Origin of the sequence: Bradyrhizobium sp. CB82 (assembly GCF_029714405.1) — a bacterium.
Classification (GTDB): Bacteria; Pseudomonadota; Alphaproteobacteria; order Rhizobiales; family Xanthobacteraceae; genus Bradyrhizobium.
In genome coordinates this window covers 6,473,425-6,495,097 of the sequence record NZ_CP121650.1, presented here as the reverse complement: position 1 = coordinate 6,495,097, position 21,673 = coordinate 6,473,425, and the positions used below count along the sequence as shown (strand labels likewise).

General features: G+C 62.3%; 19 protein-coding genes, 1 tRNA gene and 1 pseudogene. 13 read left to right on the top strand and 8 right to left on the bottom strand.

Annotated features, from left to right (window positions below; all coding sequences use genetic code 11):
• Window positions 1-219: 219 nt before the first annotated feature.
• The 5 genes from QA640_RS31500 to QA640_RS31480 all read right to left on the bottom strand — a co-directional run bounded on the left by QA640_RS31500 (window position 220) and on the right by QA640_RS31480 (window position 5,722).
• Window positions 220-1,530 carry a hypothetical protein gene (locus QA640_RS31500; protein ID WP_283036727.1) on the bottom strand — a complete coding sequence of 437 codons (1,311 nt, stop codon included), beginning with the start codon at window positions 1,528-1,530 and terminating at the stop codon, window positions 220-222.
• A gap of 248 nt (window positions 1,531-1,778) precedes the next feature.
• Window positions 1,779-2,030, bottom strand: coding sequence for an exodeoxyribonuclease VII small subunit (locus QA640_RS31495; RefSeq protein WP_283036726.1), 252 nt, complete (start codon window positions 2,028-2,030; stop codon window positions 1,779-1,781).
• Window positions 2,031-2,102: 72 nt separating this feature from the next.
• Entirely contained in the window at window positions 2,103-3,032 is a 930-nt protein-coding gene (locus QA640_RS31490; RefSeq protein ID WP_283036725.1) for a histone deacetylase family protein, read from the bottom strand.
• A gap of 133 nt (window positions 3,033-3,165) precedes the next feature.
• A complete protein-coding gene (locus QA640_RS31485) occupies window positions 3,166-4,833 on the bottom strand; it encodes a bifunctional metallophosphatase/5'-nucleotidase (RefSeq protein WP_283036724.1) in 1,668 nt (555 codons plus the stop codon).
• Between the two features lie 121 nt (window positions 4,834-4,954).
• Complete coding sequence (locus QA640_RS31480) at window positions 4,955-5,722, bottom strand: enoyl-CoA hydratase-related protein (RefSeq protein WP_283036723.1); 768 nt, start codon at window positions 5,720-5,722, stop codon at window positions 4,955-4,957.
• Between the two features lie 236 nt (window positions 5,723-5,958).
• On the opposite strand from QA640_RS31480, the pseudogene QA640_RS31475 reads away from it, so the two are divergent.
• A pseudogene (locus QA640_RS31475) lies at window positions 5,959-6,232 on the top strand (MFS transporter); the annotation flags it as partial.
• 39 nt (window positions 6,233-6,271) lie between these two features.
• Here the strand turns inward: QA640_RS31475 and QA640_RS31470 are convergent.
• Window positions 6,272-8,050 carry an acyl-CoA dehydrogenase gene (locus tag QA640_RS31470; RefSeq protein WP_283036722.1) on the bottom strand — a complete coding sequence of 593 codons (1,779 nt, stop codon included), beginning with the start codon at window positions 8,048-8,050 and terminating at the stop codon, window positions 6,272-6,274.
• 265 nt (window positions 8,051-8,315) lie between these two features.
• Between QA640_RS31470 and QA640_RS31465 the strand changes: the two genes are divergently transcribed.
• Window positions 8,316-8,390, top strand: a tRNA-Gln gene (locus tag QA640_RS31465).
• 162 nt (window positions 8,391-8,552) lie between these two features.
• Here QA640_RS31465 and QA640_RS31460 read toward each other — a convergent pair.
• Window positions 8,553-9,035 carry a hypothetical protein gene (locus tag QA640_RS31460; protein WP_283036721.1) on the bottom strand — a complete coding sequence of 161 codons (483 nt, stop codon included), beginning with the start codon at window positions 9,033-9,035 and terminating at the stop codon, window positions 8,553-8,555.
• Window positions 9,036-9,058: 23 nt separating this feature from the next.
• On the opposite strand from QA640_RS31460, the gene QA640_RS31455 reads away from it, so the two are divergent.
• The 5 genes from QA640_RS31455 to QA640_RS31435 all read left to right on the top strand — a co-directional run bounded on the left by QA640_RS31455 (window position 9,059) and on the right by QA640_RS31435 (window position 13,046).
• The gene (locus QA640_RS31455; protein WP_283036720.1) at window positions 9,059-9,424 is read left to right on the top strand and encodes a hypothetical protein; all 366 of its coding nucleotides are present in this window, start codon (window positions 9,059-9,061) and stop codon (window positions 9,422-9,424) included.
• Window positions 9,425-9,605: 181 nt separating this feature from the next.
• Complete coding sequence (locus QA640_RS31450) at window positions 9,606-10,067, top strand: (2Fe-2S)-binding protein (RefSeq protein ID WP_283036719.1); 462 nt, start codon at window positions 9,606-9,608, stop codon at window positions 10,065-10,067.
• Between the two features lie 2 nt (window positions 10,068-10,069).
• Complete coding sequence (locus QA640_RS31445) at window positions 10,070-12,250, top strand: xanthine dehydrogenase family protein molybdopterin-binding subunit (RefSeq protein WP_283036718.1); 2,181 nt, start codon at window positions 10,070-10,072, stop codon at window positions 12,248-12,250.
• Window positions 12,251-12,411: 161 nt separating this feature from the next.
• The gene (locus QA640_RS31440) at window positions 12,412-12,834 is read left to right on the top strand and encodes an NAD(P)H-binding protein (protein WP_283036717.1); all 423 of its coding nucleotides are present in this window, start codon (window positions 12,412-12,414) and stop codon (window positions 12,832-12,834) included.
• 59 nt (window positions 12,835-12,893) lie between these two features.
• Window positions 12,894-13,046: a hypothetical protein gene (locus tag QA640_RS31435; protein ID WP_283036716.1), complete on the top strand. Its 153-nt coding sequence runs from the start codon at window positions 12,894-12,896 to the stop codon at window positions 13,044-13,046.
• A 75-nt stretch (window positions 13,047-13,121) separates the two neighbouring features.
• On the opposite strand, the gene QA640_RS31430 is transcribed toward QA640_RS31435, so the two are convergent.
• The gene (locus QA640_RS31430) at window positions 13,122-13,313 is read right to left on the bottom strand and encodes a hypothetical protein (RefSeq protein ID WP_283036715.1); all 192 of its coding nucleotides are present in this window, start codon (window positions 13,311-13,313) and stop codon (window positions 13,122-13,124) included.
• A 581-nt stretch (window positions 13,314-13,894) separates the two neighbouring features.
• Here QA640_RS31430 and QA640_RS31425 point away from each other — a divergent pair.
• The 6 genes from QA640_RS31425 to QA640_RS31400 all read left to right on the top strand — a co-directional run bounded on the left by QA640_RS31425 (window position 13,895) and on the right by QA640_RS31400 (window position 21,668).
• Window positions 13,895-14,374, top strand: coding sequence for an SH3 domain-containing protein (locus tag QA640_RS31425; RefSeq protein WP_283036714.1), 480 nt, complete (start codon window positions 13,895-13,897; stop codon window positions 14,372-14,374).
• Between the two features lie 1,228 nt (window positions 14,375-15,602).
• A complete protein-coding gene (locus QA640_RS31420) occupies window positions 15,603-17,627 on the top strand; it encodes a TonB-dependent siderophore receptor (protein ID WP_283036713.1) in 2,025 nt (674 codons plus the stop codon).
• Between the two features lie 93 nt (window positions 17,628-17,720).
• The gene (locus QA640_RS31415; RefSeq protein ID WP_283036712.1) at window positions 17,721-18,152 is read left to right on the top strand and encodes a hypothetical protein; all 432 of its coding nucleotides are present in this window, start codon (window positions 17,721-17,723) and stop codon (window positions 18,150-18,152) included.
• Window positions 18,149-19,540, top strand: a complete 1,392-nt coding sequence (locus QA640_RS31410) for a Y4yA family PLP-dependent enzyme (protein WP_283036711.1) — start codon at window positions 18,149-18,151, stop codon at window positions 19,538-19,540. The genes QA640_RS31415 and QA640_RS31410 overlap by 4 nt, the downstream gene beginning before the upstream one ends.
• Complete coding sequence (locus tag QA640_RS31405; RefSeq protein ID WP_283036710.1) at window positions 19,522-20,532, top strand: cysteine synthase family protein; 1,011 nt, start codon at window positions 19,522-19,524, stop codon at window positions 20,530-20,532. Before QA640_RS31410 ends, QA640_RS31405 begins: the two co-directional genes overlap by 19 nt.
• The gene (locus QA640_RS31400; protein WP_283036709.1) at window positions 20,529-21,668 is read left to right on the top strand and encodes an NAD/NADP octopine/nopaline dehydrogenase family protein; all 1,140 of its coding nucleotides are present in this window, start codon (window positions 20,529-20,531) and stop codon (window positions 21,666-21,668) included. Before QA640_RS31405 ends, QA640_RS31400 begins: the two co-directional genes overlap by 4 nt.
• The last annotated feature ends 5 nt before the right edge of the window (window positions 21,669-21,673 follow it).

Here is a 21,673-nt window from a genome sequence, read left to right as displayed (position 1 = left end):
GCGCTCCGGTTCAGTCTCTGTGATCTCTGTCACTTAGCTCGGCACCACCCGTCCCAGCCAATTTTATTAGCGATTTGAAGCGCTTACCATCAGCAATACTTGCTCACGAAAGGCTCTCAAATAGCCATAGTCCGCGCACCTTTACACCAAAGCCGCCGCCAAAGCCAACCCGTTAGCCCGTGGACAGGGTATGCACCTGCAAGCCCTGGGCCGGTTTGGTTAACCCCGGCTGCGGGCGGGCGGTTCCATCTCGCCGAGTTCCTCGGCAGGAATTTGACCACGGGGACAGGAATTTTCCAGCTCCAGCCGCCGCCAGGCAAACTCGCGGGCCGAGGCGTCGCCGATCGCGACCGCAAGCGCCGCGTCCGGCATGGCCATTCGTTCCCGTAGGGGAACCGGGCCGCACACGATCATGAAGAAGTCGTAGGCATGTGGCCGCTCGTTGGCCATCACGAACTGGAAATGGACGCGGAAGAACTGCCAGCGGAACACATTGTAATGCTCGGGTGCGATGATCTCTCGGAAGCGCACCGGCACGATGGCGGCGGGATTGCAGCGTGCCGCGCCGACGTCGATGCCGTGGCCCGCGATCGGATCGAACTGGAAGAAGTTCATCACGTCCTTGCGGGCCTGGCAGTCGATCCACTCGATCGAGGGCTCGACCGCGAGCTCGCGCAAACGATCGCGGAAATCCTGCGCCGCCGCGTGGTAGCCGACGACCGGACAATTGCCGCCGACCGTGAGCAGCATAACGCGGGCGCCGCGTTGCCCGAGCGCGGGATCAAGCTTGAGCGCGCGCGCCAGGATCTCGACGGCGAGGAATGAGCCCGAGGAGTGGCCGACCAGCACGATCTCCTCTGCGCGCGTGGTGCGCGCGACCATGCACAGATGCTCCGCAAAGCGGTCGATGCGCCGGTCCCATTCCGGCTGGCGGCGATGGGCGAATTCCCAGGTCCAGATGTGGTCGCGCAGGAGATAGAGCACATAGGTCCTCTCCTCCGTGTATTTCAGCGTGGTGCCGAGCAGTGCTACGAACAGTGCGGCGGCAGCGAGTAGGCTGAAGGGATCGGGGACGCCGAACGCATCCAGCCCTTTCTGGAACAGCCATGCGACGCCGGCCGCGCACAGCGCCTCTGCGAGCAGCACCAGATAGGGGTAGCTGACGAAAGTTGCGAATCGCCAGTTCGCCTTGGCGAAGCGCGTGATGGTGCCGCCGAACACGAGCTGGCAATAGACCCACAGCGCCGCGAAGACGGTCTTGCGAATCGGCTGGGCGAGGTCGCGCTTGATGAAATCCTCGAAGCGCAGGAAGTCGTAGGCGGTGCGGGTCTGCCAGTCGTCCGCGCGGGTCTCGATGCTCCAGGACGCGATCTCGCCTTCGCTCACATCCTTCGGCCGGCCCATCGTGGTCTTGAGCTGGTAGAGCCGGTCGAACTTGCGCAACTCGGTGCGGAACATGCGGTAATATCGCGCGAGCCCGCGCGGATCGTAGCCCTGCACATAGATGATGTGGCGGTTCTGAACGCGCACTGACCCTATGATCCCGCAAGCCGGCCTTGGGGCCCCGACAGGAAGTCCCAGCCTCTCTCCCCGATTGACGCGCTTGTTCGACGAAAATCCGTCGATGTTCGTCCGGACCGTTGGGCAGGTCCGCATTCTCTGCCCGGGACTATAGCAGTCCGCGGAGCAGGCCAAGAGCTATTTGCAGCCCGGCTGCGCGGCCTTCGGGCGCATTCCCTGAATATTCTGAATGGCTTGTGGGTATCGGGGAAGGGTGGCTATTGAACGTCGAGGGGCGCGGTGCCGTTCGCTTGGCCGCTGGCGTCCGTGGTGATCTTGTCGACGCGGGCCTCGGCCTGGCGCAAGAGTTCCTCGCAGCGGCGCTTCAAGGCCTCGCCGCGTTCATAGATCGCCACCGATTCTTCCAACGGCACCTTGCCCTCCTCGAGCCGCTTCACGATCGTTTCGAGTTCCTCGATCGCGCGCTCAAAGGTCAGCCTGGTGACGTCGATTTGGGTGTTTTCGGCCATATCCGTTTCCGATTACCCGCCCTTCGCTAGTTTACGAAGCAATATTTTGCGGGCGCAATGTGGCGGGTTTCGTCAAGCGCCCATCAGGGCGCCAACATGCGCCGTAACAGATTCTTTCAGTCCTTGCAGGTCATAACCGCCCTCGAGCACCGAAACGACACGCCCGCCCGCGCTCTTGTCGGCGAGGTCCATCAGCTTTCGTGTGACCCAGGCATAGTCCTCCGCGCGCAGGTTCAGGGAGGCCAGCGGATCGCGGTAATGCGCGTCGAACCCCGCGGAGATGATGAGAAGCTCGGGGCTGAACTTGGTCAGCTGCGGCAGGATCAAATTCTCGAAGGCGTCGCGGAATTCAGGGCCGCCATCCTCGGAGGCGAGCGGCGCATTGACGATGGTGTCATGATCGCCGCGCTCGGAGCGCGCGCCCGTGCCAGGAAACAGCGGCATCTGGTGGGTCGAGCAGTACATCACGGTCGGATCCGACCAGAAGATGTCCTGCGTGCCGTTGCCGTGGTGTACGTCGAAATCGACGATGGCTGCGCGCTTGATGCCGTATTTGCGCTGCGCGTGGCGGGCGGCGATCGCGACATTGTCGAAGAAGCAGAAGCCCATCGGCTTGCCGATCTCGGCATGGTGTCCGGGCGGGCGCACCGCGACGAAGGCGTTGCGGTGCTCGCCCGCCATTACGGCCTCGGTCGCGGCAACTGCGCCGCCGACCCCGCGCATGACAGCTTCCCAGGTGCCCGGCGACATCGAGGTGTCGCCGTCGATATAGACTTGGCCGCTGCTCGGCGCGATGTGGCGCAGCTCCGTGACGTAGTGCTCATTGTGGCAGAGCGTGACGAGGTCGAGATCGCCCTCCGGCGCCTCGTCGCGCACCAGGAACTGGAAGCGCTCGTGCGAGAGCGCTTCCTCCACCGCGCGCAGGCGGTCCGGCCGTTCGGGATGGCCCTGCGGCGTGACATGGTCGAGGCAGGCCTTGTGGGAGAGAAGAAGCGTGCTCATCAGGTCGGGCTCACTGCACACGGGCTTTTGACGTCGCTTGGCGCATCCCGCGCCAAAAGGCAATGCAAAACGCAATGTAGGGGGTTGGCCGGGAATGGCAAAGGTGGTCCCGTTCCGGGCCGTTTGATCCGGATCAATTGACGCGCAGGATGCGGCTTGGGGGGAGTGGGCCGATCGGGCCGTGCGCCCTGAAGAAGGCAAACAGCGCATCCGCATCATAGCCGCCATATTGCGCGGAGGTGCCTTGCTTGGCGACCGTGAAACCGTCGCCGCCGACGGCGAGATAGTCATTGAGGGTGACGCGGTAGCTCGATGCCGGATCGATCGGCTTGCCGTCGAGCGTCATCTTGTCGGCCACGACGCGCTCGCCGAACGGCTTTGACGCGTCCCAGACATAGCTGAAGCCGTTCGACACCTGGAGAATCCGCGGACGCGTCGGATCGAGCCATTGCTGCTCCAGCATCTCCTTGAGCTGGCTGCCGGTGAGCGTCAGGGTGACGAGGCGGTTGCGGAACGGCTGGCTTGCGAACACCTCGCCAAAGGACACCGCGCCATTCTCCTTCGGCACGATGTCGGTGCGGATGCCGCCGGGATTGGTGACGGCAATGACGGCGCCGCCGTCTTTGGCGTCCTTGGTGGCGGCAAGCTGCGCGTCCGCGATGATGTCACCGAGCGCGCTCTCGCCCGCCTCGTTGGGCACGCGCGACAGCGTCTGTGTCACCGAGCCAGCCGGACGGCTGGCGATGGGAGAAGCGAGCCTGTCGTAGGCCTCGATCAGGGCGGTCTGCTCGGTATCCTTGGCGAGGGAGGCATTGGCGACGATGACGTTCTCGGCTTTCGCGCTGACGACGTCGTGCGTCACCGGGTCGAGTGTGACGTCGATCGCGGTCACCAGCGTGCCGAACTTGTCTCCGCTGGTGACGAGACGGCCGTCGATTTGGCAGACGTAAGCACGATGCGTGTGGCCGCTCACGACGACGTCCACCGCGCGGTCGAACTTCTTGACGATGTCGACGATCGGCCCTGAAATGCCTGGGCATTCATTGTAGTCGCCGGTCGGCTCGCCGCCTTCGTGGATCAGGACCACGATCGCCTCGATGCCGCGCGCCTTCAGCTGAGGAACAAGCGCATTCACCGTCTCGGCCTCGTCGCGGAATTCGATCCCGGCAATGCCTTTTGGCGAGACGATGCCGGCAGTGCCCTTGAGCGTCAGCCCGATGAAGGCGACGGGGATGCCGTCGAACTCCCTGATCTCATAGGGCGGCAGCACACTCTTTCCGGTCGCGGTCTCGATGGTAGAGGCCGCCAGATAATGGAATTTGGCGCCAGTGAAGGGATGCGGACCCTGGCATCCGTCCTCCGGATGGCAGCCGCCATTCTGCATCCGCAAGAGTTCGGCCTTGCCCTCGTCGAACTCGTGATTGCCGACCGAGGTGATCGCGAGCCCCATCATCGACAGCGATTCGACGGACGGCTCGTCGTGAAACATCGCCGACAAGAACGGGCTCGCCCCGATGAGGTCACCGGCCGCGACGAAGATCGTGTTCTTGTGGCCCTCGCGCAGCTGCTTGACCAGCGTCGCCATGTACTCGGCGCCGCCCGCTGCGACCGTCGCCTTCCTGGTCTTGTCCTCGGGATCACCGATGCGGATGCCGCCCGGCGGCGGTCTGAGATTGCCGTGGAAATCGTTGATCGCAAGGATGCGTAGTTCGACCGTCGCAGAGGCCTGGGCAAGTGCGGGCAGGGCGCAGGCGAGTGCAAAAGCAAGAGTTGCCGGGATCAAGCGAAGCAGGTGTCGCATGGAGCAAGCCTAAACGGTCCGCGCGAAGATTTCACGAAGCTTGTTGTCTGGCCTGTCATTCCGGGGCTTGCGCCTTCGGCGGAATGACGGGTGGAGAAATGGGCGCGCCGGTCGTCCCGCCCTAATGCCTCTTCCTCGTCCTCGCGAAAAACGCCTCGAACGTGGCGATGGCTTCCTTCGAGCGCATGCGCTCGCCGAACAGATGGCTTTCCTGGTCGATGCGGCGAGTCATTTCCTCCGCCGGCAGACGCAGCAATTTGCGCGAGATCGCGACCGCGTCCGCCGGTAGCCTGCAGATGTCGCGTGCCACCTTCTTGGCCTCGGCCTCGGTATGTCCGGGCGAGACGACCATGTTGACGAACCCGGCGTTCTGCGCCTCCGCGGCGGTGAAGGTGCGTCCCATCACCAGCATCGCGAAGGCGCGCTGGTAGCCCATGGTGCGCGGCATCAAGAGGGTGGACGCGCCCTCCGGGATCAATCCGAGCGGGACGAACGGCGTCCTGAAGGTCGCAGCGGTCGAGGCGAGCACATAGTCGCAATGGAATAACATGGTCGTGCCGATCCCGATCGCCACGCCGTCGACGGCGGCGATGATCGGCTTCACATTGTGCGCGAGCGAATAGAGCAGCTTGATGGCATTTGAGGCCCTCGGCGTCTCGGGGCTCGCTGTGGCATCGGCCAGGAACTCCTCGAGGTCGTTGCCGGCGCTGAACGCGCCCGAGCCGCCGGTGATGATGAGGCAACGGATGTCCGGGTTGTTCTGCGCCGTGTCGATCGCGTGGCCGATGTCGCGGTACATGGATTGCGTGACCGCGTTCCTCTTGTCCGGCCGGCGCAGCGTGATCACGCGCATCGCGCCTTCCTGCGTAACGATGATCTGGCCGGTCATGCTTCCCAGTCCCCAATAGCGGCCCGCGGCACCGTTGCCGCTAGCCTTTTCCTGTCAGCCTACATCATCTTGCGAAGCTGCCAAACCTGGGGTTGCCGTTTTCAACGGCGGCGCAGTTGCATACCACCCCCGTGGCCAAGGCGGTCGCAGCGTAAGCGAAGCATTGCAACAAAAGGCTATAATGATTTGGTTGAAAAACCGGGAGTTGTGCGGCAGGATCGGCCCCGTTTCGCTCCGGTCAGGGCATTTATCTCGCCGAGCTGCAGCGCGTTCACGGCTGGCCAAGCGCGCTGATCTCGACGGCAAGCACCTTCTCGTTCCTGCTCACCTCCTCTCGTCATCTTCACCGATGACGTCCTGCGCTTTGCGCTGTGTGGCCTCGCGGCACTCGGCGCCTCGACGATGCTCATCGGATTGATGACGGCGCCCTGGCAACTTTATCTCGCCTATGCCCTGACGTCGGTGGGGTGGACCGGCATGGGCACGTTCGTGATCGCCACCGTCCTGAACGGTTTGCACCTCGGGCTGAGGGCTTGGACAGTTCAGGCGTTACCCCAGCAACACCGCGTCTGCCGCCGCGACCGACTCCGCGCTCTCAGTCACGGTGCGCTCCAGCGAGCTCGCCTGTACGGTGATGTTCTCGGCGAAGAAACGGGCGAGCGAGACGTAGCGAGGCGCATCAAGGTTGCCGTCGCTCTTGGCCGCGAGCGCCTCGCTTGCCAGCATGCAGCCGCCGAGCGTCGCACCGAACTGCTGGAGATAGGGCGTGGCGCCGGCGAGCGCGTCGTTCGGCGCCTCAGCCAATCGCTCCAAGAGCCACTTGCTGGTGCGCTTAAGCGCGTCCAGAGCCTCGCGCAATTTGACGCCGGTGGTGCCGAAGGCGGGATCGTTGGAGGCCTCGACCTGCTTGATGATGCCGGCGAGCTCGCCGAGCAGCGCCCAGACCGCGGTGCCGCCGTTGGCCGCGAGCTTGCGCGTAACGAGGTCGATCGCCTGGATGCCGTTGGTGCCTTCATAGATCGCGGTGATGCGCGCGTCGCGGTAGTGCTGGGCTGCGCCGGTCTCCTCGATGAAACCCATGCCGCCATGCACCTGAACGCCGAGATAGGCGACCTCGTTGCCGACATCGGTCGAATAGGCCTTTGCGATCGGTGTCAGCAGCGCCGCGCGCGCCGCGGCTTCGACCCGCACGCCGGGATCTTTGGCACGTGTCGAGACGTCGATTGCGACGGCCGTCGCATAGCAGATGGTGCGCGCGGCCGCGGTCTGCGCGCGCATCCGCATCAGCATGCGCTTGACGTCGGGATGCACGAAAATCGCATCGGAGCCGTCGCCCTTCTTGCCGAGGGCGCGCCCCTGCTTGCGCTCCTGCGCGTAAGCCAGCGCCTGCTGATAGGCGCGGTCGGCGACGCCGACGCCTTCGAGCCCGACGCCGAGGCGGGCCTGGTTCATCATCGTGAACATGCAGCGCATGCCCTGGTTCTCTTCGCCGATCAGAAAGCCGATCGCGCCGCCGTGATCGCCCATGGTCATGGTGCAGGTTGGCGAGGCATGCATGCCGAGCTTGTGCTCGACGCCGCTCGCATAGATGTCGTTGCGCTGCCCCAGCGAGCCGTCCTCATTGACCATGAATTTGGGAACGAGGAAGAGCGAAATGCCCTTGGTGCCGGCGGGCGCATCCGGCAGGCGGGCGAGCACGAAATGCACGATGTTGTCGGTCATGTCGTGCTCGCCATAGGTGATGAAGATCTTCGTCCCCTTGATGCGATAGGTGCCGTCGGCCTGCCGCTCGGCGCGGGTGCGCAGCGCGCCGACGTCGGAGCCGGCCTGCGGCTCGGTCAGCTGCATCGTGCCGGTCCATTCGCCGGTGACGAGCTTTTCCAGATAGATCTGCTTCAGCTCGTCGCTGCCATGAGCCTCGAGCGCCTCGATCGCGGAGGCCGTGAGCAGCGGGCAGAGGCCGAAGGCGACGTTGGACGCGCTCCAGATCTCCGTGCAGGCGGCGTTGATCGCGAGCGGCAGGCCCTGGCCGCCGAACGCCTCCGGCCCGGACACCGCGTTCCAGCCGCCATCCGTCCAGCGCTTATAGGCATCCGGCCAGCCTGGCGCGGTCGTGACCTTGCCGTCGTCGAGCTTGATCCCGTTCTCGTCGCCGACGCGGTTAAGCGGCGCGAGCACGTCCGACGCGAACTTGCCGGCTTCCTCCAGCACAGCCTGCGCGATCTCGGCGTCGAAATCGCCGTAATGGCCGGCCTCCACGGCGGCCTTGAGGCCCGCGCCGTGGTTCAGCGAAAGCAACATGTCAGAGATCGGCGCGCGGTAGGTCATGGCAAACTCCCGGAAAACGTCGTTGGCAGCGTATTCCCACGAAACCGCCGGGGTCTCAATGGCCGGGAGGGCCAAGTTTCGTGACTGGGAGGCCAGGCCGGGCGCGGGGCTGGCGGCGATATCAGGGCAGCGTAAACCGCGCCCGGGCGGGCGAATTTACACGCCGAGGCGGTTGAAATGCTCGCCTTCTCTCTATAGACCGGCGGGGCAAACGGGAATCTGCGGTATAGGCTGTGCTCTCCGTTGATCCCGTGAGAAGCGCCGTTGGGGCGTAGCCAAGCGGTAAGGCAGCGGATTTTGATTCCGCCATTCGGAGGTTCGATCCCTCCCGCCCCAGCCAGATCCAACACGCTGATTTTGCTATGAAAACGGCCTTGCTCAAGACAGAATTTCCAGCGCATTTGGAAATTCCGTTTGCCTCGCATTTGGAAATTCTGTGCTGGTTTCGTTTTTGATCGAAGGGCAGATGAAAGTCGTCGCGCGTTGAACGTCGCTCAACTTATCAAAATACGAATTGAGCGGATGAACGCTGTCTGCGCGTTGCAAGCTTCCGACCGCTGCCGTTGACGTCGCGCGCGATCGACAGTTGCAGAACCCCGTCGCCTTTTGCAGCGTTCAACGAAACGCGAAGTCTATCTTTCAGATCAGACGCTAGTCTTCGAAATTGGGGAGGTCTGCATTTCGTCTCGAGGTGATGCTGCTCGATCAGATTCTGCTGATCGAACTCCTTCTGCGCCAAGAGATGTGCATGCCGCTTACGGGTCGCAGCCAATGCTCGCATCATCGTTTCCTTGGCATAGCCGCGATACGCCTGTGCGGTCTTGTGGCCCGACAGCGCACGACCCTGGCCGTCCGTCAGCTCGGCTTCCTCGAGTTCGGTCATGCCGCCGTGTCGACAGGCATCAAGCGTGAATAGCTTTGACACGCCGTCGATCTTCTTGCGCATCTGCTGCACCACTTTTTCCATGCCAGGGTAGGACCACACTTTGGCATCGCCCTTGCATTATCATGGTCAATATGATGCTCAATCATCTCGGCGGAGGCCCGGGCGGTATCGAGCATTTCTTTGACCAGTTTGCCGGCCCGATGACCACGTCGTGGAAGACCCTCGGCTCGCCGGTGCTAACCCCGGAGATCCAAAAGAAGCTCGCCGAGAGCGTCCACGCCGAGGTTGGCTCGCGCACCATCGAGGAGTTGGAGGCGGAGCGTGACGAGATTGTGCTCGGCCTCATCGAGCTGCGCACGAAAGGCACGAACGCCGCCGCACCACGCAACCCGCAGCACACGCTGGCTGATGGCGGGCGTAGCGGTAAGGCGACTGGTCATTCCACAAGAACTGAGGGGAGAGTTTCGTTGTGTCGAGGAAGGGAGTAATCTGGAGCCAGCCGCAGGCCTCCGCGATGAAGTCAGCAAAGGCGCGGACCTACTGGTCATCTTCCGGTTTTCGCTGCCGCGTTCCAGCCGACCGTTCGCCGATCGCGCGCTCAGCGGAGCGAGGCGCCGCTCCGCAGCCGCCTCGTAATTGGATCAGAACAGTCTTCCAAGGGAGGTCATTATGGCTTTCGAGATTACGATCAACGGAGATCGTCATTCCGTCGACGTTGACGGAGATACACCGCTTCTCTGGGTGTTGCGCGACGTGCTCGGCATGACCGGTACGAAATTCGGCTGTGGCATGGCGCTATGCGGCGCCTGCACAGTGCATATCAACGGCGAGGCCGTCCGTTCGTGTATCACCTCGATCGATAGCATCGGCGATTCGAAGGTCACCACCATTGAGGCGGTCGGCAAGACGCCGGCGGGTGAGAAAATTCAGGCTGCCTGGCTCGATCGAGAAGTGCCGCAATGCGGCTATTGCCAATCCGGCCAGATCATGTCGGCGTCTGCATTGATTGCGAGCAATCCACACCCGACGGATTCGGACATCGATGATGCGATGTCGGGCAATATTTGCCGCTGCGGTACGTATGTACGTATTCGTGAAGCGATCAAGCAAGCCGCACAATCGGGAGGCTGATCATGACGCTCGCCCACACTAATTCCGACTTAGCCCAGGCTGGTCTGTCGCGGCGGGGCTTTCTCCGCGCGGGCGCCGGAGTGAGCGGCGGCTTGCTGCTCAGCCTGAACTTGCCATTCGCGAGCCGCGAGAGCGATGCGGCGAGCGCCGATACCTTCGAGCCGAATGCCTTTATCCGGATCGGAGGCGACGGCCAGATCGTCTTGACCATGCCCTATGTCGAGATGGGGCAGGGCACCTACACCTCAATTCCGATGCTGATTGCCGAGGAGCTCGAGGTCGGCCTGAACCAGGTGCGCCTGGAGCATGCCCCGCCGAACGAAGAGCTTTACGTGAACCCGCTGCTCGGCGTGCAGGCGACCGGCAACTCGAATGCGATGCGAGGCGCCTGGCAGCCCCTGCGCAAGGCCGGTGCGAGCGCGAGGACAATGCTTATCGCGGCGGCGGCACAGCGCTGGAACGTCGACCCAAGCTCCTGCCGGGCGGAAAACGGTGAAGTGCATCATCAGGCGTCGGGACGCAGCCTCGGCTACGGCGCGCTTGCTGCCGATGCGGCGCGCGTGCCGGTGCCTGAGAATGTGACGCTGAAGAAGCCGGCGGATTTCAAGCTGATCGGCACGCCGGCGAAGCGGCTCGATACGCCCGCCAAGATCAACGGCACGGCGCTCTACGGCATAGACGTTCGGCCGCCCGGTGTGAAGATCGCGACGCTGGCCCAATCGCCCGTGTTTGGCGGGCGGGTGAAGCGCGTGGATGATGCTGAGGCCAGGGCCATCAATGGCGTCCGTCAGATCGTCCAGCTCGACGACGCCGTTGCGGTCGTAGCTGATCATATGGGCGCTGCGAAGAAAGGCCTGGCGGCGCTCAAGATCGAGTGGGATGACGGCCCACATGCCAACCTCTCGACCGAAGCAATCGCGGGCGAGCTCGAGCAGGCCACGCGGGGTTCTGGCGTGGTGGCGCAGTCCATCGGTGACGCCGACAAGGGCATGGCGGGCGCAGCCGCGAAGGTCGAGGCGATCTATCAGCTACCGTTCCTGGCGCACGCCACGATGGAGCCGATGAATTGCACGGTTCATTTTCGCAAGGATGAGTGCGAGATCTGGATCGGCAGCCAGGCCGTTGCGCGTGTTCAGGCGATGGCAGCAAAGGCCGCGGGCCTGCCGCCAGAGAAGGTCATCGTGCACAATCACCTGATCGGCGGCGGCTTTGGCCGGCGGCTGGAGGCTGACGGTGCGGTCCGCGCCGTCGAGATCGCCAAGCAGGTCGATGGCCCGGTGAAGGTCGTGTGGACCCGCGAGGAGGACATCCAGCACGATGCGTACCGCCCTTACTGGTTCGACCGCATCTCCGCAGGGCTCGACGAGCAGGGCAGGCCAATCGCCTGGAACCATCGCTTTGCGGGCTCGTCCGTCATTGCGCGGTGGCTGCCGCCAAGCTTCAAGGACGGCCTTGATCCCGACTTGACGGAAGGCGCGATTGATCTGGTCTACGACCTGCCGAATTTCCGCGTCGAATATGCGCGGGTTGAGCCGCCCGGGATCACAACCGGATTCTGGCGCAGTGTCGGTCCGTCGCATAATGTGTTCGTGACCGAAAGTTTCATCGACGAAATGGCGGCTGCCGCGAAACAGGACCCGGTCGCCTATCGCCGCGCGCTGCTCGAGAAGTCGCCGCGTGCGAAGGCTGTGCTTGATCTTGCCGCGGAGAGGGCCGGCTGGGAACAGGCTTTGCCCAAGGGAAGCGGCCGCGGCGTGTCACTGCAGTTTGTGTTCGGCAGCTACATGGCGCAGGTTGCCGAGGTTGAGGTGTCGAGGGAGGGTGCGGTCCGCGTTCGTCGCGTCGTCTGTGCGATGGATTGCGGCACCGTCGTCAATCCCGACACAGTGCAAGCTCAGATCCAGAGCGGAATCATCTTTGGTATCACGGCAGCGCTCTATGGCGAGGTCACGCTCAAGGACGGCCGTGTCGAACAGGCAAACTTCGATACCTACCAGATGCTGCGCATGAACGAGGCGCCGGCGATCGAGGTTCATGTCGTCAGGAGCGCGGAGCCGCCGGGCGGCATGGGCGAGACGGGGACATCGGCGATCGTCCCGGCCATCGCCAACGCAGTCTATGCGGCGACGGGCAAGCGGCTCCGCAAAATGCCTGTCGATTCCGCGCTATTGAAGCAAACGTGAAGTCCCGGACGACGCGTCTCGCCAAGTCTTCGCTGCGCATCGAGGCATGAAACGCCGGCGGTGATACAACAGAGTGCAGACTACGATCGTCAGCGACGGTGACTTCGTCTCGCTGAAACGATTGCGCGACACTGAAATCCTGTAACCCCGAGCCACATCACATGAGCGCTTCAAGCGAAAGTCCCATCCTCGTCACCGGCGCCGCCGGCGACGTCGGCGCTATCGGTCGCAACGTCACAGCCTTCTTGATCGCCAAGCGCCACAAGGTACGCGCCCTCGTTCGCCGCGAGGACGAACGGGCGGAAAGCCTCCGCCTGCTCGGTGCAGAGGTAGTCGTCGGCGGCCTCACCGATCTGCAGTCGATGCATCGCGTCATCCAGGGCTGCAAGCGCATCTACTTCGGCATGTCGATTTCGGCAGCGTATCTGGAAGCCACGGTGAATTTTGCCGCCGTCGCGCGTCATCATGGCGTCGAAGCCATCGTCAACATGTCGCAGATGACGGTGTCGCAGATGAGCATCAACGACACCTCCGACAGCCCGCAGCATAAGCTGCACTGGCTTGCGGAACAGGCGCTGGCCTAGAGCTCTACCTCGATGGCAAGATCGAGCAGTGGTACTCGCTGCAGGGAAAGCGGGGCGTAGTGTTCATCATCAACGCCACCGATCCGGCCGTCGCTCACGACATGCTCGAAAAGCTGCCTTTGGGTAAAGCACATATGATGAGCTTCGAACTGATCCCCATTGGCCCGCTCAACCCGCTTCGCCTTTTGCAGGGCATGCAGCCGAAACCTTGAGTTTTGCAAGGCGCGAGGCGCATCAGCGAGGGAGCAGCTCTTAGGAAATGAAGAAGCCGGCTAAACTGAGCCCGGTTAGTCGCGCATAGCTCGCACTGACGGTTCGATGGTCAAACGATAGGCGATCAGCCTGCTGCCGTCGAAAGTCTCCAGCGACGTGTCGCAGGCCGGGCAGCGATACTCGCCTTTCTCTCCAGGCTGTGACCAAAATTCCAGTCGACGAAAGCCAGCGTCGCACTCGGAACAAATCACGTCGCTCTTTTTCATATCTGCGCCTCAAGCTGCATGCTGTCACAATTCTTTAACATAAGTTTGGTTGCAGAAAAACGGATTCCGAAAATGCCGGATATTTTGATCCGTTGTCCTGTGACAGTCAGGCCGTCCTCACGGGACTGAATACTGAAACCGTTATCTTTGAAGACGCTTCCCGCGGTCGAGGTTCCCCTTTTCCATGCCAGTGTAGGACCACACTTTGGCATCGCCCTTGCGTTCACCCTTTTGGATCGGACGCATGATCATTAGGGACGCGGAGCTTGGGCAGATGGCTCAAAACGTCCTTGGCCTGTTGTACTGTCGATCGGCTGCTTCAGCCAGACAATCTTGCCACAGATTCCAGCTCCGCATTGGCTGACATGGATCGCCGGGCAGAACTCATCCAGTCGCCTTGGCTTACTGCCTCGATACATGTGTGCGTTACGCTGACGTGACCGTCCGGCGAGCTTGACAATGCACCACTGTAACCAGCCGGTAATTCTAATGTAATGCGGGGCCCGTAGTTGCGCTTCCGGCGTTCCCACGAGAGTGTGGGCTCTTGCTCGCCTTCGGGTATGGCAAATTGGAGTTATTGCATGAAAACGTTGACCAGGGTGTGTGCGATGGCACTGCTCACGATGATCTGCGCGGTGGGCGAAGTCTGCGCCGCCAGTCGGGCCGGATACTCCGGCGTCAATCTCAATATCCGTTCGGGACCCAATGTTCGGTTCCCCGCAGTCGGTGTGTTGGGCGCTGGCTCAGAACTGGTGATCCATGGCTGCCTCGCTCGTTATACATGGTGCGACGTAAGCGTGTCCGGTATGCGAGGCTGGGCGTCGGGTGCACATATCCAGTTTGTTCACGAGGAGCGCCGTGTCTATGTGCCGGCCTACGCGGCGCAGGTGGAGATACCGATCATCACCTTTGACGTCACCAACTACTGGGGTGAGTACTACCGTGATTACAGCTTCTATCACGATCTGGACCATTGGAGCAGCTATCACTGGGACGACGATGGTTTGCCGCCCGGCTGGCGCGATAACTGGGACGGATACTACGACGGAAACGAATATTGATGACGGTCACGCCAAAACCTACGGCAGTTGAGGCACGAAACCCATTACGCGGGCGATTGGTTGCTCCAAACGGCAACATCAATGCGCGATGCGTGATGACGCATCCAATTGGATGTGGGAGGTAGCTCATTCTTGGCGACGAGCGCAATGTTTCGCGCTTTCTCAACTTGGATCCGTTCTAAACGGTGCGATGTCGATGCTTGCTCACGCACTGCGGAGGACATTCGCTAGAGCGCTGCTCCGAACCCTGTGTTGTAATGCAATCGCAATCTTAGGGAAGAAGTCCCTCTAGGGTCGGGAAGTATCCCGGGTGGACGGTGGCGTCGATCCTACGTGATGGCGGCGATCGTCAGCTCGATCGAGGTCGACGCAAGCGCATCTCTCGATGCGATGTTCTGGAGAACAGAGACGCCGCGAGCTTTCGATGGGTCGCGTAGCGTTGCGGTTAATCTTGTGAGCGCGCGTCGAAGACGCTGGCTATCGCGCGAAGCGGCGATTGCCAACGCGCGGAGGGGAGGCAGCGTAGATCACTAATGTCGGCCGCCGTCTTTTTCTTCGCCGCCGCTTATGCGACGCAGCGCGCATTTCAAAAGTTGAGAGCCCGACTGTCAGATCTGGTGCCAAGCATTTGGCGCCGTGTGTCACATCCAGTTTGACTGCGGTCGTGGCGGACCAGCTGACTCGAGCCGTTGATGATCGAGATATTCTAAGTCGCGGCGCACGCATTTGCGTTGCGGTCACGACAGCGTCTCTCTAGAGAAGCGGTGCAGACGGTTAGCAATCGGAAGTTGCCGACAATCGCGCAGGCAACTGACTCCGAATGCAAGTCTGCGGAGGTACTGAATCTCGGGCTGTAAGTGTCGGCCAGTGCGGACACGGAGAGCCGATCTTCGATCCATGGTCGTTGCACGCCGAGCGGGGAGCCATTTCACGTTGGGCGATGTGCTGCTGTTGAGGGGACTTTCTGGAAATGCGACGTGCAGGTGAGGTTGGGACGGCAGCTCGCTTCGGTGCGACGCTGCTGGGTGGAGTGACGTTGCTGGTGTGGCTCGAATCGCCCGCTCAATCCGAAACACCGCAAGGCGCTACCTCCCTTCCACCAGTGACTGTCGATGCTCCAACGCAGCAGGCGATCCGTCGCACGCCAATCAAACGAAGTGCCTCTAGGATCCAATCAGCTTCACGGCGCGCCACGGCACCTGCTGCCCGACAAACCGAAAACGTCGCGGTGCAGTCGCAGCCGTCGCAGTCGGGTGTCGTGCCGGCCTTTGCAGGCGGCCAAGTCGCTCAAGGCGCGCGACTGGGACTGCTCGGAAATACCGACACGATGAAGTCGCCATTCAACGTAACGAGCTACACGGACAAGTTCATCCGGGATCAGCAGGCGGCGACGGGTGCGGATGCCTTGATCCTGGATCCTTCCGTGCGAAGTTCCCACCCAACGGGCGGTGTGCTCGATTCCTTCAACATTCGCGGCTTCCCGATCAATGAAGGCAACAACGGTGAGTTCGCCTTCGAGGGCCTTTACGGCATCGCGCCGACATACCGCATCTTCACGGATTACGTCGAGCGCATCGAAGTGCTCAAGGGCCCCTCAGCCGCGCTCTCGGGCATCGCACCCAATGGCGGCGTCGGCGGCGTCATCAATGTCGTGCCCAAACGCGCGGGAGGGGACTTGACCCGCTTCACCGCGGATTACGGCTCGGCCGCACGGTTCGGTGGTCACTGGGATATTGCGAGGCGTTACGGCCACAGCAAGGAATGGGGCGTGCGCGCCAGCGGCAGCCTGCGCGACGGCGACACGCCCATTGACCGGCAGTCCGAAACGACAGGCGTCGGATCGCTGGCCCTCGACTATCAGGGTGAACGGTTCAGGTCTTGGCTCTACCTCATCGCCCAGACCGATCGGTTCGACGCGCCGTCGCGTCCCTTTCTTGTGGCTCCCGGCCTACAAGTGCCAAGGGCGCCGGACGGTCGACTGAACGTGACGCAACCCTGGGAATGGTCGCGCATCAATGATCAATCTGCCTTGCTACGCACTGAATACGATGTCAGCGATCAGGTTACGCTGTTCGCCGACGTCGGCGGATCGCGGACCAATGTTGAGCGGTTCTTCGGTCTTCCGACGATCATCAGCACGAGCGGCGACACGACCTCGACGCCCCAATTCTTCGGGGTTAGCATCGATCGAACCACATATGATGGCGGCGTCCGCGCTCGCTTCGATACCGGCTTCGTCCACCATGCCGTCGCCTTCCAGGCCTCGGTTTATCATGACGCGCTGTACCGGCGACTCACCAATGGCAGTCTCGTCGCGTCGAACATCTATAATCCGACCCTGGCACCAATTCAGTTCGCGAACGAGATCAGTGGGCGCCCTCGGCTCTCGGACAGTGAACTCACGGGCCTCTCGATCGCTGACACCTTGTCTGTGCTCGATGAGCGTATCCTGTTGACTTTGGGTGTCCGGCGCCAGGGCATCGAGGCGAACAACTATCTCTCCAATGTCGGAACGCTGACGTCGTCCTACGACAAGAGCGCGACCACGCCCGTGGTCGGGCTCGTCATCCGGCCCCTGGATAACCTCTCTCTGTACGCGAACTACATCGAAGGTCTAAGCCGGGGCGACGTCGCGCCCCAGACCGCTTCCAATTTCGGCGAAGTGCTCCCGCCCTACATCGCCAAGCAGTACGAGGCCGGCATCAAGGTGGACTTCGGCCGGTTCGCAACCACCTTCAGCGCCTTCGAGATATCGAAGGCGAGCGGCGAGCTGTCCGCCGGGCGCTTCGCGGCGACCGCCGAACAGCAAGTCCGTGGGCTCGAGTTCAACGTCTACGGCGAACTCATGCCCGATGTTCGTGTCCTCGGAGGCGTTTCGCTGCTGGATGGCACCCTGACGAAGACTGCCGTCGCGGCAAACGTGGGCCACACGCCAATCGGCGTTCCGAACGTACAGGCCAATATCGGAGCCGAGTGGGATCTCCCCTGGATGAGGGGGCTCACTTTGAATGGGGCGGTCATCTACACGGGCAGGCAGTTCGTCGATACTGCGAACAGACAGCCGATCCCGGATTGGACGCGGCTCGATCTCGGCGCCCGCTACGCAACGGCGTTCAACGGCAGGAAGACGGTTTTCCGCGCGAACATTCAGAATGTGACCGGCACGAATTACTGGTCCAGCGTGGCCTCATTCGGAACGTTCTTCCTGGGAGCACCGCGCACGTATCTCCTGTCGATGACGGTGGATATGTAATCGCGGCTCTTACAGTTTGGTGACACCAACGAAGCGCCACCTTGAAGGCGATTCATGAACGGATCCCACTGACAAAACATCAGGCTGGTCGATATGCAAGTTTGCCTCCTTTCGCCAACATGCTTGATCCCAACCGAAGAGGTCGATCCTCACGGGGTAGCGGAGCTGCAGGCGCAAATCCTCCGCGCGGGTCGCTGGACCGTTCCGATCACGGCGGAGAAGGACGCCTTGTGCGTGATGGACGGTCATCACCGGCTGGAAGTCGCGGAGCGTCTGCGGCTGCCGCTGGTGCCAGTGATACTCTTGGACTACGCCGCAGTGCGGGTGGAGAGCTGGCGCCCGGGAGAGACGATTACGCCTGCCTGCATCCTCGCGATGGCGCGCAGTGGTCGAAAATTCCCCTGCAAGACGACGCGACATATTTTTGATCAGAGCCTACCCAACTGCAACCTGCCGTTGGAGCGCTTGCGCCTCCTTGCTCCAACGGAACGCGCTGTAGCTCGTACCGAAAGGGCGAGGTCATGACCTTGCATGGCCACAAGCCCGGTGCGGGCCTCTCGCCAATCCTTCGGCCGAGAACGGCGGAGCTCTTGGCTGGCAACGGCCCGCTGCTGATCGATTGGGTCACCCGACATGGGTCTCCGGTCAATCTGATCTGGCCCGATGAGCTGCAGACGAATCTCACCGCACTCAGAGGCGTCTTGCGAGAAAGCGGGGTCGCAAACGCGATCTATTACGGAGCGAAAGTCAACAAATCGCCCAGCTTGCTGGCCGCAGCTCTGGGCGCGGGGGCCGGCATTGACGTCTCAAGCCTCTATGAGTTGCGCGATGCCAGGCAGCTCGGTGCCGTCGGGGCACAACTAGTGGCGACGGGCCCGGCGAAGACCGCAGCATTCCACACGGAACTTATCAGTTGCAACGCTCTCATATCGTTGGATTCACCCGAAGAGCTCGAGGATCTGATCCGCTGGCTCCCGGCAGGCGGTGCGGCTCAGCCGGTGCTGCTGCGTTTGCGCCCTACCAACCAGGCGCGGAGCCGTTTCGGGATGCCGGCGGCGGCTATCCAGCATTGTCTGTCTCGTATTGCTAAAGAAGGCACGCTGCGCTTTGACGGGCTGCACTTCCACCTGAGTGGCTATGATTGGGAGTCGCGCGCCCAAGCGATTGGAGAGGCCGCCGACCTGATCAAAGAATCTCGCGCGCAAGGTTTTGCGCCGCGCATGATCGACATCGGGGGCGGCCTGCCGATTCAATATGTCGATCAGAGCGCTTACCAGGCGCATCTTGGGGCGCAAATGCCCGAGGATTACCGCACCGGAAAGGTGCCTGCCTCCTTTTATCCCTACGGCGGAGAGCTTTCCGCGGCCGCGTGGCTACGCGACCTGCTTCGTGCACCGATGGCCGGTGGCCGAGGTCTCGCGAACTATCTTGTTCATGAGGGGATTGAGCTCGGGATGGAGCCCGGGCGAGCACTGGCCGATCAGGTGGCAATTTCCATTTTCCGCGTGTTACGCGTGAAAGCCGTTGCCCCAAACGCTCATGTCGTCTTCGTCGAAGGTAGCAGCTTCAGCGCTTGCGAAACCTGGTTTGGCTCCGAATTCCTGGTCGATCCCATCCTGGTGCCGGCCACACCGTCGCCGATCGCCGCAAAACCTATCAGAGGTTATCTGGCGGGCCATAGCTGCTTGGACGAGGACGTCCTTTGCAATCGATGGCTCACCTTTCCCATCGCTCCAAGTGCGGGAGACCTTCTGGTTTACGCCAACACCGGCGGTTACCAGATGGACCTCCTTGAAAACGAATTCCATCGCCATCCGATGCCGAGCCGCCTTTGCGTGGTTCAGGATGCAAAGGGCCAACCAATGCTCGTTCCCGACACGATAGGAGAGGCGCAATGCTCTGCACGACCGTGAGCCAGTTGATCGGCCAAACGCCGGTCATGCCGATTGCCTTACCCAACAGCGACGCCACGCTAGTGCTGAAGCTTGAAAAGAACAATCCTGGTGGATCGATGAAGGACCGCATGGCGCGCAGCATGGTGCTTGCAGCGCTTCGGGACGGGCGGCTCGCGCCGGGCGGCACGATCGTCGAATCGTCGTCCGGAAACACCGGGATTGGACTGGCAATAGCCGCCTTGGAATTGGGCCTGCGCTTCATTGCCGTTGTCGATCACCACGCCGCGCCGGACAAGATCCGCACGATGCGGGCGCTGGGCGCAGAAATTCGGTATGTCGAAGGCGACTATCGGGAGGACGAGGTTGCGGTGGTGGAGCGCCAACGGCTGGCCGCCCAACTCGGTGCCCAACTTCCTGATGCGCTGTTCATGAACCAGTCCGACAATCCGGCAAACCCGGACGGCTACGCGGGCTTCGTCGACGAACTGCTGGCACAACTTCCAGACGGCGTCGATGCCTTCGTCGGCTGTGTCGGCACTGGCGGGTCAATGACCGGTATCGCCCAGCGTCTGAAGCGGATCAATCCTGCTGTCCGGACCATCGCTGTAGAACCGGCCGGCTCGATCGTCTTCGGTAAACCCGGCCATCCCTACTACCAGTCGGGCACGGGAACGCCCGCTGGCGATGAGGTCGGAAAGGTGCTCGACTATGGATGCATCGATGAAGGGGTACAGGTCACCGACACCCAAGCCTTCGAAACAGCACGTTTTATCGCGCGGCGCTACGGGCTTCTGGTCGGCGGCTCGACCGGGGGCACGATCTACAAGGCACTGGAGTTCATTGCGGCCGGCAAGCTGTCGGGCACGGTGGTCACGCCTGTTGCGGACGGGGGCGAGAAATATCTCGGTTCGGTCTTCGACGATGAATGGATGGCCAAGCGGGATTTGCTGGATCCGACAATCGCCACACAGCTCGAAGCCTGGCTACCCGGAAGGGCGCGCGCAGCATGAAGGTGACGATTTGCGGTGCAGGGCGCACTGGGCATTTGAATGCCGTACTCTTCAAGCAGCGTCCAGGTGTCACCGTTTCCGTGCTGACGGGCGCGGCCGCCGTCGCCGACCAGTGGGCGAGGGGAGACGGCGTTTGGTGGGTCCAGACACCGGACGGCCACGTTTTGGGCGGGCGGCCCGACCATGTCGGCGCCGATCCGAGCGAGGCGCTCAAAAACACGGACATGGTGATCGTGACGCAGCCGGCCCACGCGCGGCCTGCGCTTCTCCACGACTTTGCACGGCATCTGCCCCGGGACAAGCGCGTCTATGTGGGCGCGATTCCTGGCTTTTGCGGCTTCAACTGGCTCGCGGCCAAAGCCCTTTCGGATCCGGACAATGTGGTCATCTGGGGCATGAAGGACGTGCCCCATACGGCCTTTGACCTCATCCCGGGCGAGAGGGTGCGCATGGGAGGGGCCAAGGCTCAGCTCTTCGCCGCGCTTCATCACCGCGAGACGGCAGGGAGCCGCACCAAGCTCCAGGCGATGCTGAGCCGTCTTTATGAAGCCCCCGTTACCCTGCTGCGGGATTATCTGGAAATCACACTGACGCCGGGCAACGCATTGATGCATCCCGCCGTGCTCTATGCCTTGGTCGGACCTGGCGCCCCCTGGGAAAACAAGCCCTTCGATCGTCCACTTTGCTGGTGGAGCGATTGCCCGCGTGCCGGCGCCGAATTGCTGGAGGCCTGCGACGCCGAAAACCAGGCAATCCGCCGTGCGGTCGAGTTACGCCTGGGCATTGATCTGAGTTCGGTGAAGCCGCTCCGACAGGAATTGATCGAGGCTTATGGCAGCCAGATCGAGGACAACCGGACCATGTATGCGCTGTTGCGAACCAACCGTGCTTATGCGGGCATACGCGTCCCACTTGTTCCCAATCCGGACGGGCCCGGCCTTGTCATCGATCGCACAAGCCGCGCTTTCCACGAAGACATCGCCTTCGGGCAGGCGCTGCTCGTGGAAATGGCCGCGCGGCTTGAAGTGGCTGCTCCCGCTATCTCGAAGACCTACAACTGGGCGCTCAACTACCACGGCGGGTTCTTCCAAGGCGCGTCGGCCTGTTTGCCCGCCAACTGGCCGGAGGGAACGTGATGGAT